Source organism: Paraburkholderia xenovorans LB400 (assembly GCF_000013645.1).
Taxonomy (GTDB): Bacteria; Pseudomonadota; Gammaproteobacteria; order Burkholderiales; family Burkholderiaceae; genus Paraburkholderia; species Paraburkholderia xenovorans.
Genome location: NC_007952.1, coordinates 1,672,701 through 1,690,724, shown reverse-complemented (window position 1 = coordinate 1,690,724; position 18,024 = coordinate 1,672,701). Strand labels below are relative to the sequence as shown.

14 protein-coding genes are annotated in these 18,024 nt (G+C 63.5%); 6 read left to right on the top strand and 8 right to left on the bottom strand.

The genetic code is table 11. The features are described from left to right. Window positions 1-164 precede the first annotated feature (164 nt). A complete protein-coding gene (locus tag BXE_RS29465; protein WP_011491769.1) occupies window positions 165-1,304 on the top strand; it encodes a sensor histidine kinase in 1,140 nt (379 codons plus the stop codon). Between the two features lie 35 nt (window positions 1,305-1,339). Here BXE_RS29465 and BXE_RS29460 read toward each other — a convergent pair whose 3' ends face one another. From BXE_RS29460 to BXE_RS29440, 5 genes are all read right to left on the bottom strand, one after another. Further along, window positions 1,340-2,656, bottom strand: coding sequence for an MFS transporter (locus BXE_RS29460; RefSeq protein WP_011491768.1), 1,317 nt, complete (start codon window positions 2,654-2,656; stop codon window positions 1,340-1,342). A 90-nt stretch (window positions 2,657-2,746) separates the two neighbouring features. Further along, window positions 2,747-3,640, bottom strand: coding sequence for an NAD(P)-dependent oxidoreductase (locus BXE_RS29455; protein ID WP_011491767.1), 894 nt, complete (start codon window positions 3,638-3,640; stop codon window positions 2,747-2,749). Next, window positions 3,637-5,403: a dihydroxy-acid dehydratase gene (gene ilvD / locus BXE_RS29450; protein WP_011491766.1), complete on the bottom strand. Its 1,767-nt coding sequence runs from the start codon at window positions 5,401-5,403 to the stop codon at window positions 3,637-3,639. Before ilvD ends, BXE_RS29455 begins: the two co-directional genes overlap by 4 nt. Window positions 5,404-5,505: 102 nt before the next feature. Then, on the bottom strand, window positions 5,506-6,306 hold the full coding sequence (locus BXE_RS29445; protein WP_011491765.1) for an SDR family NAD(P)-dependent oxidoreductase: 801 nt from the start codon (window positions 6,304-6,306) through the stop codon (window positions 5,506-5,508). A gap of 2 nt (window positions 6,307-6,308) precedes the next feature. Next, complete coding sequence (locus BXE_RS29440) at window positions 6,309-7,679, bottom strand: MFS transporter (RefSeq protein WP_011491764.1); 1,371 nt, start codon at window positions 7,677-7,679, stop codon at window positions 6,309-6,311. Between the two features lie 189 nt (window positions 7,680-7,868). Here BXE_RS29440 and BXE_RS29435 point away from each other — a divergent pair, with 189 nt between their 5' ends. The 3 genes from BXE_RS29435 to BXE_RS29425 all read left to right on the top strand — a co-directional run bounded on the left by BXE_RS29435 (window position 7,869) and on the right by BXE_RS29425 (window position 10,322). After that, entirely contained in the window at window positions 7,869-8,849 is a 981-nt protein-coding gene (locus BXE_RS29435) for a LysR family transcriptional regulator (RefSeq protein ID WP_011491763.1), read from the top strand. Window positions 8,850-9,277: 428 nt separating this feature from the next. Then, window positions 9,278-9,862, top strand: a complete 585-nt coding sequence (locus BXE_RS47385; RefSeq protein WP_233518958.1) for a hypothetical protein — start codon at window positions 9,278-9,280, stop codon at window positions 9,860-9,862. Window positions 9,863-9,926: 64 nt separating this feature from the next. Then, complete coding sequence (locus BXE_RS29425; protein WP_011491761.1) at window positions 9,927-10,322, top strand: RcnB family protein; 396 nt, start codon at window positions 9,927-9,929, stop codon at window positions 10,320-10,322. Between the two features lie 661 nt (window positions 10,323-10,983). Here BXE_RS29425 and BXE_RS29420 read toward each other — a convergent pair. Next, window positions 10,984-11,433 carry a ribonuclease gene (locus BXE_RS29420; protein WP_011491759.1) on the bottom strand — a complete coding sequence of 150 codons (450 nt, stop codon included), beginning with the start codon at window positions 11,431-11,433 and terminating at the stop codon, window positions 10,984-10,986. 259 nt (window positions 11,434-11,692) lie between these two features. Here BXE_RS29420 and acnB point away from each other — a divergent pair, with 259 nt between their 5' ends. Next, window positions 11,693-14,278 carry a bifunctional aconitate hydratase 2/2-methylisocitrate dehydratase gene (gene acnB / locus BXE_RS29415; protein ID WP_011491758.1) on the top strand — a complete coding sequence of 862 codons (2,586 nt, stop codon included), beginning with the start codon at window positions 11,693-11,695 and terminating at the stop codon, window positions 14,276-14,278. Window positions 14,279-14,487: 209 nt separating this feature from the next. Here acnB and BXE_RS29410 read toward each other — a convergent pair whose 3' ends face one another. Together BXE_RS29410 and BXE_RS29405 are read right to left on the bottom strand one after the other, a co-directional pair. Continuing rightward, complete coding sequence (locus BXE_RS29410; protein ID WP_233518959.1) at window positions 14,488-14,883, bottom strand: c-type cytochrome; 396 nt, start codon at window positions 14,881-14,883, stop codon at window positions 14,488-14,490. Window positions 14,884-14,911: 28 nt separating this feature from the next. Continuing rightward, window positions 14,912-16,504: a flavin monoamine oxidase family protein gene (locus tag BXE_RS29405; RefSeq protein WP_011491756.1), complete on the bottom strand. Its 1,593-nt coding sequence runs from the start codon at window positions 16,502-16,504 to the stop codon at window positions 14,912-14,914. A gap of 374 nt (window positions 16,505-16,878) precedes the next feature. On the opposite strand from BXE_RS29405, the gene BXE_RS29400 reads away from it, so the two are divergent. Next, window positions 16,879-17,958: an AraC family transcriptional regulator gene (locus tag BXE_RS29400; RefSeq protein WP_011491755.1), complete on the top strand. Its 1,080-nt coding sequence runs from the start codon at window positions 16,879-16,881 to the stop codon at window positions 17,956-17,958. The last annotated feature ends 66 nt before the right edge of the window (window positions 17,959-18,024 follow it).

The following is an 18,024-nucleotide window of genomic DNA, read 5'->3' as shown; positions in this document are numbered from 1 at the left end:
CCTGCGCTTACCCATCGCGCACGACGATTCGAAACACGCGTCGCCACGGACCGGTGCTGGGCGTGGCCTCGCCTGCCTGAAGGCGTGCGGGACAGCAGATGAATATCGCGCCCTGAACGAATGGCGGTCGCGACAGTCGCGGGCAAAGAAAGAGGGGTTGGACGATGATGCACGATTTTCTGGCGGGCAACCGTGAAGAACTGATCGAACGCTGCAGGGCAAAGGTGGCGCGCAGACCCGCGCGCGCAGCGACCGCGGCGCAACTTCAGAGCGGGGTGCCGCTGTTCCTTGACCAACTGATCAGGACGCTGCAGATCGAGCAGACGTCGGAGCCACTGGAAAGCCGCAGGATATCCGGTCCGTCGGGCGGCGGCGCACCGTCTCTCTCCGAGATCGGCGAATCGGCTGCCCAGCATGGCCGGGAGTTGCTGGAGCTCGGCTTTACCGTCGACCAGGTCGTTCACGACTATGGCGATCTGTGTCAGGCCATTACGGATCTGGCCTACGAGCGCAACACGCCGTTCGAAATCGACGAGTTCCGCACCCTCAACCGCTGCCTGGACAATGCGATCGCGGACGCTGTCACCGAATTCAGTTATCAGCGCGATTCCCTACTGGCAGGCAAACAGACTGCGGAGATGAACGAACGGCTTGGATTTTTTGCCCATGAACTGCGCAATCTGCTGGGCGCGGCAACGCTCGCGTTCACCGCCGTGAAAGCCGGAAATCTGGGCCTCTCCGGTGCGACAGGATCGGTGCTGGAACGCAGTCTGGTAGGGCTGCGCAGTCTCATCGACCGTTCTCTGGCAGAGGTCCGCATTACCGCCGGCAATCCTGTGCGCCGCCAGATTTTTTCGGTCTCCGGCTTCATTGCCGAGGTCAGACACGCGGCGAACCTCGAGGCTCGGGCGCGTGGCTGCACACTGACGGTTTCCGACGTCGATCCGCGGCTTGCCGTCAATGCAGACCGCGACCTGCTGCTTTCGGCGGTCGGAAACCTGATGCAGAACGCGTTCAAGTTCACGCGTCTTCACACGGAGGTGACGCTGAATGCCTATGCGGTCGCGGATCGCATCCTGATCGACGTGAAGGACAATTGCGGCGGCCTTGCGCCGGGCGACGCACAAAAGATGTTTCTGCCTTTTACCCAGACCGGCGAAGACCGGACCGGCCTGGGGCTGGGGCTTTCAATCGCGAAGCAGAGTGTCGAGTCGAACCACGGCGTTCTCAGTGTCCGCGATGTGCGCGGCACCGGTTGCGTCTTCACTATCAATTTGCCTCGCCATTCCATGACCGACGCGTGAGAGCGCGAACTGCTGCCGGTGTTTGCCCTCAAAGCTCACGCCGCGACTGGCGGTGCCGCAATTTTTCCGCTCAGCGCCTTCAGGCCGAAGGTTGCAACGAACGTCAGCACCGCGCACGCGACCATGAAATAGCCTGGCGCGGCGAGATCCCCCGTGCGTCCAATCAACCATGTGCCGATCAGCGGCGCGGTGCCGCTGAAAATCGTAAAGCTCAGGTTGAACGCGAGCGCGACGCCGCTAAAGCGCACGCGCGTGGGAAACATATCCGCGATGATGCACGCAAAGGTGCCGTTGATCAGCGCCGCGCCCAGTCCGCCGAGCAGCATCAGCACGATCAGATCCATCCGGTGGCTGACCGCGGCGTGATAGAACGGCATTGTCAGCACGATCAGCAGCAGCGAGCCCGCGCGCATCAGATGGCGGCGCGGCATGCTGTCGCCGATCCGCCCGATGATCAGGATACCGATCGATGCGGTGGCGAGCGCGACGTTCTGCCCGAGCGCGACCTCGTGCGGATCGTAGTGCAGCACCTTGTCCAGATACGCCGGCATATGCGCGAACAGCAGACCGTTATAACCGGCTGTCGCGGCTGTCGTCAGAATGCCGAGCAGGACCGGCCGCCAATGCTCCTGCATCAGCTCGGTGAAGGGATGCTTTGACGCGAGATGCTTCATATGCGCGAATTCCGGCGTTTCTTCGAGCTTGCGACGCAGCCAGAAACCGAGCAGCCCGATCACGCCGCCGAAGATAAACGCGAAGCGCCAGCCGTAAGCAGCGACATCGTCCGGTGTCAGCGCGGCGTGCACGCCGAGGTTGACCGCCGCGGCGAGCAGCACGCCCGAGTTCACGCAGAAGAACACGATCCCGCAGACGAACCCCGCGCGACGCGGCACGGTTTCGACCACATAGGTGATCGAGCCGGGCAACTCGCCGCCCAGGCAGAAGCCTTGCACCAGCCGCAGCAGGATCATCGTGAAGGTCGCGGCGAGGCCCCAGCTGGCGTAGGTCGGCACGAGCCCCATGCCGATCGTCGATAGCGATACGACGATCACCGAGACGATGAACACGCGGCGCCGCCCATAGCGATCGCCGAACCAGCTGAGCACCGCGCCGCCGAGCGGCCGGGACAGATAGCCGATTGCAAACACCGCGAACGACAGCACCAGCGACATGATCGGATCGAGCATCGAAAAAAACGCGCGGCCGATGAATTGCGCGAACACGCCGTAGACAACGAAGTCGTAAAACTCCAGCGCACCGCCGAGACTCGCCAGAATGATCAGCCGCCACTGGCTGGGCGTCAGGCTGTCGAACGACGCGTCGCGCGCGTTCGCCGATTCGAGGTTGTGCATCATGTCTCCTGGGGCATGGCTTATCTGTCGATCCGGCGCGTCCGCCATGCAGCGACGGCCGGTGTCCTTGCAAAACGGGGCTACGTCAGGTCATTCGACATTGGCCGTGTGCATTTCGACCGTCACGATCTGCGAGATATCGGCGTCGCCGAGACCCTGCGCGACGGCCTCGCTCAACCAGCGCCGCACCAGCGCCGCGACCGGCATCGCCGCGCCGCTTTCTCGCGCGAGCGACTCGACCGCATCGAGGTCTTTGAGCATCGTGCGAATCGTGCCGGACGCGTGCGCGGGTGGCGCGATCATGCGCGGCGTCAGCGTTTGTAGCAGCACGGAATCCGCCCAGCCGCCTTCGAGCGCCGCGGGAATCCGCGTCGCATCGATCCCCGCGTGGCGCGCCAGCCGCGTCGCTTCGGCGAGCGCGGCAATGGTCGTCATCACGATGGTCTGGTTGGCGAGTTTGGTGGACTGCCCCGCGCCGCTGTCGCCCATGCGCGTGACGCGGGCGGCGTATGCGCGAAGGACCGGCGTCAGCGTGTCGATCAGCGCCGCGTCGCCGCCCGCCATGATCGCCAGCGTGCCCGCCGCCGCGCCCGCCGTGCCGCCCGACACCGGCGCGTCGATCCATCTGCCGCCAGTTCGTTCGTGCCAGCGTTGTGCGAACACCCGGGTTTGCGACGGCGCGAGGGTCGAATGATCGACCAGCGTGGTGCCTGGGCGCGCGAGGCGCGTGAGGCCGTCGGCGCCGAACGCGACTGCTTCGACCGCCGCCGCATCCGCGAGACAGAGCATGATGATTTCGGCGCCGGCAGCGAGGTTCGCCGGCGAATCGCACGCAATGCAATTTTCCGCCGACGCCTGCAGCGCCGTGGCCTTGTCGCCGGAACGATTCCACACCCGCAGCGGATGACCGGCATTGGCGAGACGTTGCGCCATCGGCTCGCCCATCTTGCCGAGTCCGCAAAAGCCGAGAAGGGCGCGCGTCATTCGGCGGCTCCGTCGTCGCCGGGCGTCGGCGCATCGTACGGCCATTCGACGTTGCCCGAGTGCGTGACCGCGCCGAGATGCGCGGGCCGCACCAGCGCCTCGTATTTTTCGAGCACGCCGGCGAGTCGGCGCGGCGGGCGCGCGGGCGCGCTGGCGCGGCGCCGGGCGAGTTCGTCGTCGGACAGATCGACGCGCAGAATGCCTTCGCGCGCGTCGATATGCACGCGGTCGCCGTTGCGCAGCAGGCCGATCGGTCCGCCGGCCGCCGCTTCCGGCCCCACGTAGCCGATGCACATGCCGCGTGTCGCGCCGGAGAAACGGCCATCGGTCAACAGCGCCACTTTTTCGCCCATGCCCTGGCCGTAGATTGCCGCCGTGACGCTCAACATTTCGCGCATGCCGGGACCGCCTTTCGGGCCTTCGTTGCGGATCACCAATACATCGCCTTCGCGATAATCGCGCGCGGCGACCACCGCCATGCAGTCCTCTTCGCACTCGAAAATTCGTACCGCGCCCGTGAACGTCAGCGACTTCAGCCCGGCGATCTTCAGGCATGCGCCGTCCGGTGCGAGATTGCCGCGCAGGATCACGAGGCCGCCGTTCTCGCCGAGCGGTTCGCTGCACGGGCGCACCACCGTGCCGTCCGGTCCGTCGTACGCATTCAGTGCGTCGGCGAGCGTGCCGCCGCCGAGCGCCGGTGCGTCGCCATGCAGAAAGCCGCCTTCCAGCAGCGCATTCAGCACGGCCGGCACGCCGCCGGCATGATGCAGATCCTGGGCGAGATAGCGGCCGCCCGGTTGCAGATCGCCGATCAGCGGAATCTTCGCGAACACGCGCTGCACGTCGTCCAGCGTGAAGCGGATGCCGGCTTCGTTGGCGATTGCCGGAATATGCAGCGCTGCGTTGGTCGAGCCGCCGGTTGCCGCGACCGCCGCGCAGGCGTTTTCGAGGCTTTCCAGCGTGACGAGGTCGCGCGGCAACGGGCCACCCTGTTTGAGGATGCGCATCACCGTTTCGCCCGCGCGGCGCGCAATCGCAATCCGTTCGCTGTAGACGGCCGGCACCATCGCGGAACCGAGCGGCGCGAGGCCCAGCGTTTCCGCGACCATCGCCATCGTATTCGCGGTGAACTGGCCGGGACACGAGCCGGCGGTCGGCGTGCATTGCTTTTCGATGGCGTCGAGTTGCGCGCGGCTGATGTCGCCGCGCTGCGCGGTGCCGACTGCTTCGATCGTGCTGAGAATCGTGGCCTGGCGGCGCAGGCCGTGGCCCGCTCCGCCAGGCAACTGGCCGGGCGCGACGCCGGGCAGCATCGCGCCGCCGAACAGGAACACGCCGGGCACGTTGACGCGCACCATGCCCATCAGGATGCCGGGCAAGGTCTTGTCGCAACCGGCGACGCCGATCAACGCATCGTAGTTGTGCGCGCGCACGAACAGCTCGACGCTATCGGCCACCACTTCGCGCGACACGAGGCTCATCCTCATGCCGGAGTGATTCATCGACGTGCCGTCCGACACCGAGATCGCCGAACCGCGGATCGGCACGCCGCCGCCCGCGGCAATGCCGAGCCGCGCGTTGTCGGAGACCTGGTTGAGCGACATCGAACACGGCGTGTTCTCGCCGAACGTATCGACGATCGCGACGAACGGCTTTTGCATCGATTCGTCGTCGAGACCGGTGGCGCGCAGGAACGCGCGATGCGGCGCCCGCGTGACGCCGTCGGTCACCCTGCGCGAGCGATGTTTGTGCAGATTGGTCATGTGGGAAAGTCCGTTTTCTTTTGAAACTCATGCGGTGCTGCGGGGATGGTTTGGTCCGCCGCGCGCGCCGTTGACTGCCGCTCAACCGCCGCTCGATGTGGCTCAGCCGCCGTTCAGCAGCAAGCCGTTTTCCGTGGCGATCACCTGGCCGGTGATTGCCGGCGCCTGCGTCGCGAGAAACCACGCGAGGTCCGCAATTTCCGCCGGCATCGACACCCGTTTGAGCGGCGCCTGTTCGGTCATTCTGGCGAGCACGCCGTCATAGGCTTGCGGGTCGAGCACGTGCAGCAACAGCCCGTCGTCGACCATGCCCGGCGCGATCGCATTGACGCGCACATACGGCGCGAGACTGCGCGCAAGCGAGAGCGTCAGCGTATTCACCGCGCCTTTCGACGCCGCATACGCAATCGACGACCCGGTACCGTTCAGGCCCGCCAGCGACGAAATATTGACCACGCTGGTGCTGCGTTTCACCGCCGACAGACCGGCCGATTCGCGCAGCAACGGCACGGCTGCGCGCGTCATCTGATACAGACCGATCAGGTTCACGCGGTACACGCGCTCGAATTCGACCGCGTCGATCTCGTCGAAGGCGTTATGCGCAATCACGCGCGTCGTGCCCGCGCAATTGATCAGCGCGTCGGCACGTTGCCAGCGGCTCGCCACGGTATCCATCGCGCGGCGGCAGTGCGCGTCGTTGCCGACATCCGCGTCGAATACCAGCGTGGACGCGCCGGCGTCCCGGCAGGCCGCTTCGACCGCCAGCGCCGCTTCGCGCGTGCTGTCGTCGAAGTTGCCTATCGCCACCGACCAGCCTGCCTGCGCGAAGCGCAGCGCGGTCGCCGCGCCGATACCCGAAGCCGAGCCCGTCACCACGCAGACGGGGCTGCTCGATTGCGTCATGTTCAAGTCCTCTGTGGAATGCTGGAATCAGGCGCGCTCGCCGCAGAAGCGGAAGCGCGCCTGAGCGGCATGCGCAGCACGATCGCCGCGCCGATCAACAGCGCCACGGCGATGGCGAACATTCCCGGCAACAGCTTGCCGCCGCTCAGATCGGACAGCCGCCCGACGATGAACGGACTCACGAAGCCGGCCAGATTGCCGGTGCAGTTGATCACGGCGATGCCCGCCGCCGCGCCCGCGCCGCCGAGCAGGGCGGTCGGAATGCCCCAGAACACCGGCGCGATCGAATTGATGCCGATCGCCGCGACGATCAGCGCCGCGATCGATACCGCGACATTCGACGCAAACAGCACCGACGCCAGCAAACCGAGCGCGCCGATCGCACAGCAGACCGCGACATGCACGCGGCGTTCGTCGTGACGGTCCGCGTGACGCGCGATCAGCACCATCGCGACTGCGCTGATCAGCGACGGCACCGCCGACAGCCAGCCGATGTTGCCCACGCTGGCAACGCCGCTTGCCTTGATGATGGTCGGCACCCAGAACGCGAGACCGTAATTGCCCATTGCGATGCAGAAGTACAGCAGCCCGAGCAGCCACACGCGCTTGCTGGCGAATGCGCCGCGCGCCGAGGTTTCGGTGCGCGTGATCGCGTCGCGGGCGAGATCGGCGGCAAGGCGCGATTTTTCGTCGGCGTTCAGCCAGCGCACATTGTCGATCCTGTCGTGCAGGACGAAGAACGCCGCGATGCCGACCGCCAGCGAGCCGATCCCTTCGACCAGAAACAGCCAGCGCCATCCGGCGAGACCGTAGGTGCCCGCGAAATGCGCCATCAGCCAGCCCGACAACGGGCCGCCGATCGCGCCGGACACCGGAATCGCGGTCATGAAAAGCGCGATGATCTGCGAGCGCCGCGTCGACGGAAACCAGTTGGACAGATACAGCAGAATGCCGGGGAAAAATCCCGCTTCGGCGACGCCGAGCAGAAAGCGCATGATATAGAACGATGTCGGGCCGCTGACGAACATCGTCAAGCCCGACACGATCGCCCACGTGACCATGATCCGCGCGATCCAGCGGCGCGCGCCGACCCGGTTCAGGATCAGGTTGCTCGGCACTTCAAAGAAAAAATAGCCGACGAAGAAAATCCCCGCGCCGGCCCCATACACGGTTTCGCTCAGCGACAGGTCGCTGAGCATCTGCAGTTTTGCGAAGCTGACGTTCACGCGGTCGATATACGCGACGACGAATGCGAGAAACAGAAACGGCACGATGCGCCGCGTGAGCTTGGCGTAGAGCGCGGCGTTGTGAGGATCGGCCGCGCTGCCGGCGGCGGCGGGTCCGGATTCGGGTCCGTATGAAGGGACGCTCATGGTCTGTCTCCAGTGCGCGCCGTCGGCGCGCTGTCTCGTCGTTGGTGTTTGCCCGTGCTGCGGACCGCTGCCTTCTGGCGGCAGTGTCGGAAGGTTAGCCGTGTCGCGGGCGTTGCCGCAAATCACGATTTCGGCGAAAGTTATAACTGAACAGTTATGCCGATCCGTGTTTCCGGGAAAACCCTTGCCATGCAGAACAATGATCCGATTGAGCGTTTTTTTCGCAGCGGCCTCAAGCTGCCGCATCTGCGCATCCTCGTAAGCCTTGCTGAGCTTGGTCAGGTCACGCGCGTCGCGGCTGCGTTCCATGTCACGCAGCCGGCCATTTCGAAACAGATCGCGGAGATCGAAGACGCGCTCGGCGTGCCGGTGGTGAACCGGGTCGGTAATGCGCTGGAGTTGACGGGGATCGGCCAGGTGATCGTTGCATGCGGGCGCGAAGTGTTGCGCCAGATCGAACTCGCGCGGCGTGACGTCAGCGCGCTCGCGTCCGGCACCGGCGGTCACGTGCGGGTCGGCGCGGTGGTGACGATTCCCGAACCGTTGGTCGCGAATTCGGTGCAACTGTTCATACGCCGCGCGCCGTCGGCTTCGCTGTCGTTTGCGGAAGCGACGCTCGACCGCCTGATCAAGATGCTCGATGACGGCGACCTCGATCTCGCCCTTGGCCGCAACCGCATTCCCGCGACGCAGACGACGCTACGGCAGGAGATCGTCCATCGCGAGCCTTTCGTGTTCGTGGTCGGCGCGCATCACCCGCTCGGCGATCCCGACCGCCAGGTGACGTGGGCCGATCTGCGCGCGTCCCGCTGGATCACGCCGATGCATGGCTCCCCCGCGTACGCGACGCTGATCGAGACGCTCGGCGCGAACGATATTGCGGTGGGCGGCGGGGCGGTCGAATCGAGTGCACTGGCGTTGAATATCGCGCTGATACGCAGCGGCGATTTCGTGTCGATCCTGCCGATGTCGATTGCGCGGCCTCACGTGATGCGCGGCGGCATGTGCGTGCTGCCGCTGCCGCCGCTGGAACCGCTGGGCGAGATCGTTGCGTATTGGCGCGGTGATTCGAGTTTGCCTGCCGCGCAGCTGTTCTATGCGTGTTTGCGCGAGGTGGCGGGGGAGTTGATGCATGATCAGACGGGGGCGGCGGGGCTGGATGGCTCCTAGACCTCCGTTAGCCGGCGAGCCAGCGGCGGACCGGCCGGTGCGTGGTGCGTACCGAGGCGGGCATCGCTACCCCGGAAAAGCTTGCGAAACAGAATCCTCGCGCTGTGGTTTGCTCATTGTCTAAAGGCCGCGACTGAGTTGCGCTATCTCCATCGACAAGGGCCAGCCAGTGTTGGTGCTGTGGCTGGTCCACGGAGGGTGTTCCGCCTGGTTACCCCATGCATTCAGGCTCCCGAGCCAATTCCACATGCCGGGAAATTGCTCATATCCGGCTGATGGTGTGCTTTCATCGACCGGACAGCCGAAAGTGTCCTTCAGGATTGCGTGAAGCACATCCGAAGAGCCGCTGCCGTGTCTGAATGTTTGCGACATCTTTCGTCGATGCAGACCTGTTCCGACTGCCGCTGCGCGTCTCGCAATGCCGCTGATTGAGCATTGGCGAGCGGGATAGGGAATATCCGCCATTGGTGACGCTGCGCACGCCGCAACTCGTGGAATGCATAGCGATGCCGCACGTTTACGGCTGTCAGGGCGCTCGATGCATACGCTCGATTGGCGTAATTGAATTTTATCGTTTCTCTCCGATCTGCCCTGCGGATCGAACCATTATTCCAGGAAAGAAACGCGTCGTTTTTATGACCACTGACGCACAAACATTATTTAACACACACCGCCATCGTATTTTGATAGTCTTTGCCGTGGCAGAGGAAGAGCATCCAACGAGAGGGGGGAACTTCGCTATGCTGAGATGGATCGCGAACTGGGCCGTGCACAACGCGCTCACTCCGGAGAAACAGGCCGAAAAAGCACTGCGTGAACTTCGTCTGGCGCTTTTCCAGGCGGAGCAACGAATCCTCGACGCGCAAATGCATGCGGATTACTACCGTGCACGTCTGGCCTTTTGCGAGGAGGTCATAAAAAACGGCATCGAACAGGTAGCGGACCAGCGCAAGGGTCAACAGGAAACGTCACAAGGGTCGCGGCCGGGACTCAAGCTCACGGCCACGCAATAGCAAGCCGGTCAGAAGTACTGCAGGCCGCCAACCAATATCCCGCCGTTCTCTCTGGAATATAGACATGAAGTCGAGAGTCATCGTACCGTTTTTGATCGTTTCACTCTTTGGCACGTCGGCTGCCACTTTCGCACAATCACACCATGACGACCACGGCGGCCAGCCTTCGCACAACAGGCCGAACCCCGGCCACGGGGCGCCGCATGGAAATGGTCACGGGCCGGCTTTCCACGACGCGTCGCGCGGAGGTCCGGGCGGCCCCATTCCTCATAACGACTGGCACAAGGGCGAGCGGCTTCCGGCGGAGTACCGCGATCGTAACTACGTCGTCGACGACTGGCACGGGCATGGACTGCAAGCGCCGCCGCGCGGATATCAGTGGGTGGGCGTGAACGGGGACTATGTACTCGCTGCCATCGCGACGGGCGTTATCGCGAACGTACTGCTTTCCGGGCATTAACTGGCGCGCGGCCGACGGGCATAAGGGAAGGGGAAAGGGAAGGGCCTTCTGATCGTCGGCCTGTGCTTGGGCGGTGATTCGTTTAGCGGGCGTTGTGCGCCGCTTCGCCGCCAACCAACGTGGAGTTCAGGCGATTCAGGCGAATATCCACTTCGGCTTCCGATTGCCCACGGGGCCGGGACTATTTGATTGCCTTACGCCAGAAGAGCAAGTATGCGGATGCGCCGGAAACGGCGAGCAGGATTGCCCACATCGGAGCCAGACTGATCAGGACTGCGCTAACGGGTAACATTTGGATTCCTAACGGTGTGAATAACGGTTTCGAATACACATCCGCTTTACCCGGAATGGACGATCTGACCAGACAGTGCGGTTCCGAGCAACGATGGATTAATGCTACATCGCAACTTCGCGCAAATCTGTGGCGTCCTGTCGCACCCCCGTTGACGCATGTCAAGAATGTGCTAATGCTGAACCGTACCGTGTCGGTCGCTTTCGGACCTGGTTCGGCCAGGTTGCGCCTTTCGGCAAGTTAGATAGTCATTCGACCGGCAGTCCAATAGGCAAAGCGGTCATTGCCAGTAGTGGACACCCGGTGCCTGACTGTGGGAGCACAGCGTATCAACGCAAAGAAGGCCGGGGCGTTTTTTAGCCGCCTCAGTTATTCCGCAATGCGTTTGAAACTGGCGTAGTAATCGTCGGTGTAATAGCAGTTGCCGGTCTGCCTGCGCGGTCCACCACATACGATGCGGCGCTGCCCGCGATCCGCGGAGCCAGGCGTGCGAACTGTATAGGCGTGGTAATAGCCGCGCGGATGCTGCGGCAGCAATGCCGCGCTGTTGCGGAATAGAACACCGTCCTCGCTAAAAGGGAAAGGGCCGCCCGCCTTGATCAGACGCAATGTTTCGGCAGCTTCCGCCGGTAACTGCGCCGTGGTGACGGTGGCCTGCACGCCCGATGCGGCGGGTGTCTCGCTCGCGGCCGGCGCAAGCTGCGCCTGACTCGCGGATGCGCCCGAGTCCTGAGCGGCATTTTGCGATCCGTTCTTGCCGCATCCGCCGAGGATCGCGCTGATGGCGACGATGCAGGAGAAAGCCCACGCTCGCTTCACGAAACGGTTGCCTCCGGGTTGACCAGCATTCGACGATCACAACCGGTTCAAGGGTAGCGCTAATGACAGAGCGAATCAATGTTCGGCCACGTTCAGAGCGGCCATCGACGCTGTTCGTCTTTCGACGACTCTTATATAAGACATAAGACATTTGACCTACGTAGGGTATTGCATCTAAAATCGGGATGAGAGCAGTGCGCGGCACAGTCCTGGCGTGCCTTGCAAGCTGTCCCTGAAACGCAAATATCAGCAGGTCCCCATGCTTGAAAACTATCGTGTTCACGCGGCCGAGCGCGCCGCACTCGGCATTCCTCCCCTGCCGCTGACGGCTCAGCAGACCGCCGAACTGGTGGAGCTCCTGACAAATCCGCCGGCCGGCGAAGAGCAGACCCTGCTCGACCTGATCACCAATCGCGTGCCCGCGGGCGTGGACGAAGCGGCCCGCGTGAAGGCAGGCTTCCTGGCCGCCGTGGCCAAAGGTCAGACCGCCTGCGCGCTGATCTCGCGCGCCCGTGCCACCGAACTGCTCGGCACCATGCTGGGCGGCTACAACATCCATCCGCTGATCGAACTGCTGTCCGACGCCGAAGTGGCCACCGTCGCCGCCGACGCGCTGAAGAAAACCCTGCTGATGTTCGACCAGTTCCACGACGTCAAGGACCTGGCCGACAAGGGCAACGCCAACGCCCGCGCCGTGCTGCAAAGCTGGGCCGACGCCGAATGGTTCACCAGCCGTCCGGAAGTGCCGCAAAGCCTGACCATTACCGTCTTCAAGGTGACGGGCGAAACCAACACCGACGACCTGTCGCCGGCCCCGGATGCCACCACCCGGCCGGACATTCCGCTGCACGCGCTGGCAATGCTGAAAAACGCCCGTCCCGGCATCACGCCGGAAGAGGACGGCAAGCGTGGTCCGGTCAGGTTCATCGAGTCGCTGCGGGAAAAGGGCCACCTGGTCGCGTATGTGGGCGACGTGGTCGGCACCGGCTCCTCGCGCAAGTCGGCCACCAACTCGGTGCTGTGGTTCACGGGTGAAGACATTCCCTTCATTCCGAACAAGCGCTTTGGCGGTGTGTGCCTCGGCGGCAAGATCGCCCCGATCTTCTACAACACGATGGAAGACGCCGGCGCCCTGCCGATCGAACTCGACGTGTCGAAGATGGAAATGGGCGACGTGGTCGAACTGCGCCCATACGAAGGCAAGGCGCTGAAGAACGGCGAAGTGATCGCCGAATTTCAGGTCAAGTCCGACGTGCTGTTCGATGAAGTGCGCGCCGGCGGCCGCATTCCGCTGATCATCGGCCGCGGATTGACTGCCAAGGCACGTGAAGCGCTGGGCCTCGCGCCGTCGACCCTGTTCCGCATGCCTCAGCAGCCGGCCAGCAGCGGCAAAGGTTTTTCGCTCGCCCAGAAGATGGTCGGCCGCGCCTGCGGTCTGCCGGAAGGTCAGGGCGTCCGTCCGGGCGCGTATTGCGAACCGAAAATGACCTCGGTCGGCTCGCAGGACACTACCGGCCCCATGACCCGCGACGAACTCAAGGACCTGGCGTGCCTGGGCTTTTCGGCCGACCTCGTCATGCAGTCGTTCTGCCACACCGCCGCCTATCCGAAGCCGGTCGACGTCAAGACTCACCACACGCTACCGAACTTCATCAGCACCCGTGGCGGCATCGCGCTGCGCCCGGGCGACGGCGTGATCCACTCGTGGCTGAACCGAATGCTGTTGCCCGACACCGTCGGCACGGGCGGCGACTCGCACACGCGCTTCCCGATCGGCATCAGCTTCCCGGCTGGTTCGGGCCTCGTCGCCTTTGCGGCCGCCACCGGCACGATGCCGCTGGACATGCCGGAATCGGTGCTGGTCCGCTTCAAGGGCAAGATGCAGCCCGGCGTGACCCTGCGCGACCTGGTCAACGCGATTCCGCTGTACGCCATCAAGCAAGGCATGCTGACGGTGGCCAAGCAAGGCAAGAAGAACATTTTCTCGGGCCGCATTCTCGAAATCGAAGGCCTGCCCGAACTGAAGGTCGAGCAAGCGTTCGAACTGTCGGATGCTTCCGCCGAGCGCTCGGCCGCCGGTTGCACGGTTCACCTCAACAAGGAGCCGATCATTGAATACCTCAACAGCAACATCACGCTGCTGAAGTGGATGATCGCCGAGGGCTACCAGGACCCGCGCAGCCTGCAGCGCCGCATCAAGGCAATGGAGCAGTGGCTGGCCGACCCGCAACTGCTGTCGCCGGATGCCGACGCCGAGTACGCAGCCGTCATCGAAATCGACCTCGCCGACATCCATGAGCCGATCGTGGCCTGCCCGAATGACCCGGACGACGTGAAGACGCTGTCGGACGTGGCCGGTGCAAAGATCGACGAGGTGTTCATCGGCTCATGCATGACCAACATCGGCCACTTCCGTGCCGCGTCGAAGCTGCTGGAAGGCAAGCGCGACATCCCGGTCAAGCTGTGGGTGGCGCCGCCGACCAAGATGGACCAGAAGCAGTTGACCGAGGAGGGCCACTACGGCGTGTTCGGCACAGCCGGCGCCCGTACCGAAATGCCGGGCTGCTCGCTGTGCATGGGCAACCAGGCACAGGTGCGCGAAGGCGCGACGGTCATGTCGACCTCGACGCGTAACTTCCCGAACCGTCTGGGCAAGAACACGAACGTGTATCTCGGCTCGGCGGAACTGGCCGCAATCTGCTCGCGTCTGGGCAAGATTCCGAGCAAGGAAGAGTACATGGCAGATATGGGCGTGCTTACCGCCAACAGCGACAAGATCTACCAATACATGAACTTCGATCAGATCGAAGACTTCAAGGAAGTGGCGGACACCGTGGAGATGTAAGTCTGTTGTCGGGCTACGGCGTGTCGATCTGGTCGTAGCCGCTACAGAATGGCGCCGCTGGCTGAATGCCGGCGGCGCCATTTTTTTCGACGCCGGAATGGGACCATTGACAGCCTTTCGGAAAGGCACGGGTCAAGACGTAAGCCTCGTGAAGCGATGGAGGAGGGCGCGGAAAAGAGGCCTCGCATGGATAGCCATGCCTCGCGAACTCAGCGCAAACTTCTAACCTGGCTCGGCGTGACACTTCCGGCAAATCGATTGCCGAAATGCGTTCTCGTGTAGTTGACGACGGCTGCGACCTGATCGTCGTTCATCGCGTCGCCAAACGATGGCATCGCCTTTCGGCCGTGCAGTATGTTGACGATGACGTAGGGTGCTGCTTCGACTGCCGGATTGTCAGCGAGCGGCGGGTAGTGACCCGCGCCCTGGGCGCCTTTTCCATCCGGCATATGGCATCCCGCGCAGCTAGCGTTGTAAAGCGCTTCGCCGCTTTGTTCGGTGAAGCGGTAGCCCGGCGAAATCGTGAAGGTGAGTGGTGGGTCCTGTGCCACAGGCTGAGCCGACACCGTCGCGGCTTCCATCAGCAAGGCCAGCAGCAAGGTCATCAGCATCGCGCTCAGAATCAGCGGCGGCCTATCCATTGACGATTCTCCGATGCAACCGCGTGATCGCATCCAGCGACGACAGCACGGCGCCTTCCTGCCATGCCGGAATATGGGACGCGTGCTCGCCGGCCAGGACGATCCGTCCGTCGATCTGACAGAGATCCGTGTAATGCGCTTTTCTCAACGCATCCGTCCATGCGGCGAAGCAGCCGTTCGTGAACGGCGATCGGCTCCAGCTCATCGCGAAGCCGTTCTGGTACTCGCTCGCGTATTGCGGATGAATCTGGCTGCCTTGGCTCAATGCCTCCGCGATCCGTTCGGCAGGGGGCAACGCACCCATCTCATAGCTGGCGGGTCCCCACATGTAGGCGCCTAGCAGCACCGCTGGACCGGTTGCTCCATAACCCGTTGCCGGGTAGCCGATCGTCGAGATCGGCAGGTCGGTATGCGTGATGCCGCCGTAGATCTGCTCGTCTTCTTCCCAGAATCGCCGGCCGAATTGCAACCCGATTTTCACCGATGTCTCGTAGGGCACCGCATCGATCGCGGCGCGCATGGCCGGGCCGACCGCAATGTCGATCTGACTCAGAATCGAGAGCGGGATGGTGCACACCAGCCAATCCGCGTGCGCGGTCCGTTCGGTCCGGGTGGTCGTATCGGTGTAGCGTACGCTGACGCCTTGCTCGTCCTGAGAGATGGCCGTGACCCGTGCGTTGAAAACTACCGCGCTCGCGACCTGCGAATAAATGGCATGGGCAATCCTGTCCATGCCGCCGACGGGCTGAAAAATGGCGCTCTGGAAATCCTGCTCGTTTCCGGACGAGAGCCATTGCCACAAACGCGATGCCAGCAAAGGGTCGCGCGGGAGCAGATTCGACGGCACGGCCCTGGGCATCAGGCCGCCGCCATGCGCGATTGCGAACCCGCGGCGTTCACTGCTTCGCGGTCCCGCCTGATAGCGACCATCCCGACCGAGCGCACCCCATTGGCGCAGGGATTCGAGTAGCAGATGCGCATCTTCGGCTGACAACGCATCGTCGAGCGCGTCCTTGCGGACGGCCTTGGAAAGCAGTTCGGCGATGTAGCCTTGATAGTCGGTCTGCACCGCGCGGAATCGTTGCGGCTTGCCATCGAAGGCTTCCGGCGAATGCAGGTATGCGTTGTAGTTGACCTGGACGAACGGCTCGAGCGACACCTTCAGGCGTTTTGCATAGTCGAGTACGCCCCGGTGGTGATACGGAATGCGCCACGGCCCTGGGTTCAGATAAAGCCCGTCGGCGAAATCGCAGTACTGGGTGGCACCGCCGAGTTCTGTATAACGATCACCGCCCCTGACAGTCCAGGCCCGGCCACCCGCGCGGTCGTTGTATTCGAGCACCTGTACGTGGTAGCCCGCGTTCCTCAACTCAAAGGCCGCGACAAGGCCAGCCATGCCGGCGCCGAGCACCAGAATTCGCGTTGCTTTGGGCGCTCCATCCAGTTTGATCGGTCCGGCGTAGGTCGAGGTAGCGGCGAACCCCAGCGTGCCCATGCCTTGCATCATGGCGGCCGCGCCGAGGTTCTTGCCGATCAGCGTCAGCAGGTGCCGGCGGCTCATCGCATGTGTGGTCATTCTCGACATAGGGACATGGTGGCCCGGCTGGAGAAAACAATGATGAACGGAATCGGATGGCGTCCCGGGTTGCGAAGGCTCGGGTCATCGATCGGGATTTTGTGTGATTGGGGATTGCGTTGGGGCGTATTGCAACGGACTGGGGTTATTTTATGCGATCGCTTGTGGCGTGTCGTGAACCGGGTATCGGAAACACTGGGGGGTGGCGACGATGCGCCATAGCAGGCAGCCCGGAGCAGGAAACCGGACATTTCTAAAAAGGCCTAACAACCAATATGTTGATAATTTATCTTATGTCAAGTCAACCACACATCAGCCCAACCGCCACCCCATAAGCTAAGAACAAAATATTGGTTGCCCTCACGCGCGAGTCGGCTAACGTAATGAGCCATGATGCATCGCCACGCATCCGCCATTACCCTTTGGACGTCATGCTGCAAAACCCCGACAAGCTAGCCGACTGGCTGCTCTCCAGCCTCGAACTGAAGAGCACGGTTTTTCACGTCGGCCAGTATTGCGGAACGTGGCAGGCGTCCACCGCGGGACGTCGGCGCGCGAGCTTCCACGTCGTGCTGCACGGTGAATGTTGGCTTCATCTTCCCGCGAGCGCGGAGCGTGAAGCGCACAGCCTGCGCCTATCCAGCGGCGACGCCGTATTCCTGCTGCGCGACATGCCGCATTGTCTTTCCCCCGACTTCCGTCCACCCGCGAGCGGCCACGAGAGCGCGCGTTTCGGCACCATGTCGCCGCTGACTCCGCCGCCCGCTGCGCCAACAACTTCGCCAACCGCGCCAGCTACCGCGACCACCAGCGTCGGCATCGCATGCGGATTCTTCGAGTTCAACTCGGCGCTCGACGACATGCTGCTCAGCCTGCTGCCCGACCATATCGTCGCGCGTCGCAACAACCCGTCGCTCGACGGCGCGCGCGCCATTTTCGATCTGATCCGCGTCGAAGCGCTGCGCGATGCGCAAACGCCCTCGCCGCTCATCGCGCGTCTCACCGATCTGCTGTTCGTCTACGCACTGCGGGCGTTGGGCGCCGAGGACGAAATCGTCCCGTGTTTCTGGTCGCTGATGCGCCGGGCGGAATTCGCGCCGCTCGTAACCGCGATCATCGAATCACCGGGCGAACGCTGGACGACCGGGACAATGGCGCACTTCGTCCACATGTCGCGGGCGCGTTTCTGCAAGCAGTTCGTCGACATTGCCGGGCAACCGCCCGCGCAATTCGTCACGCTGATCCGGATGAAGCTGGCCGCGGCGATGCTCAGAAGTGGCGCGCGTACGCCGGACGCGGCCGAGCGGGTCGGCTACCAGTCCGAGTCTGCCTTCTCGCAGGCATTCAAGCGCGTGACAGGCGTTCAACCCGGCGCATGGCGGCGTGCCTGCACCACGCACGATTCCATCGAGACGCACGTCTCAGCCGAACCAGCCGGATCCGCCGCGCTACAGCTACATTAAGCGCGACACTCTGCCGCAATCCGTACGTCGGCTAGACAAACTCGCAGAAATCGCAGACAGCGCCGC

Bases quoted from the DNA above. Each gene is read 5' to 3' on its own strand.
- BXE_RS29465 (WP_011491769.1), top strand. From the start codon at position 165: ATGATGCACGATTTTCTGGCGGGCAACCGTGAAGAACTGATCGAACGC.
- BXE_RS29460 (WP_011491768.1), bottom strand. From the start codon at position 2,656: ATGCACAACCTCGAATCGGCGAACGCGCGCGACGCGTCGTTCGACAGC.
- BXE_RS29455 (WP_011491767.1), bottom strand. From the start codon at position 3,640: ATGACGCGCGCCCTTCTCGGCTTTTGCGGACTCGGCAAGATGGGCGAG.
- ilvD (WP_011491766.1), bottom strand. From the start codon at position 5,403: ATGACCAATCTGCACAAACATCGCTCGCGCAGGGTGACCGACGGCGTC.
- BXE_RS29445 (WP_011491765.1), bottom strand. From the start codon at position 6,306: ATGACGCAATCGAGCAGCCCCGTCTGCGTGGTGACGGGCTCGGCTTCG.
- BXE_RS29440 (WP_011491764.1), bottom strand. From the start codon at position 7,679: ATGAGCGTCCCTTCATACGGACCCGAATCCGGACCCGCCGCCGCCGGC.
- BXE_RS29435 (WP_011491763.1), top strand. From the start codon at position 7,869: ATGCAGAACAATGATCCGATTGAGCGTTTTTTTCGCAGCGGCCTCAAG.
- BXE_RS29425 (WP_011491761.1), top strand. From the start codon at position 9,927: ATGAAGTCGAGAGTCATCGTACCGTTTTTGATCGTTTCACTCTTTGGC.
- acnB (WP_011491758.1), top strand. From the start codon at position 11,693: ATGCTTGAAAACTATCGTGTTCACGCGGCCGAGCGCGCCGCACTCGGC.
- BXE_RS29410 (WP_233518959.1), bottom strand. From the start codon at position 14,883: ATGACCTTGCTGCTGGCCTTGCTGATGGAAGCCGCGACGGTGTCGGCT.
- BXE_RS29405 (WP_011491756.1), bottom strand. From the start codon at position 16,504: ATGTCGAGAATGACCACACATGCGATGAGCCGCCGGCACCTGCTGACG.
- BXE_RS29400 (WP_011491755.1), top strand. From the start codon at position 16,879: ATGAGCCATGATGCATCGCCACGCATCCGCCATTACCCTTTGGACGTC.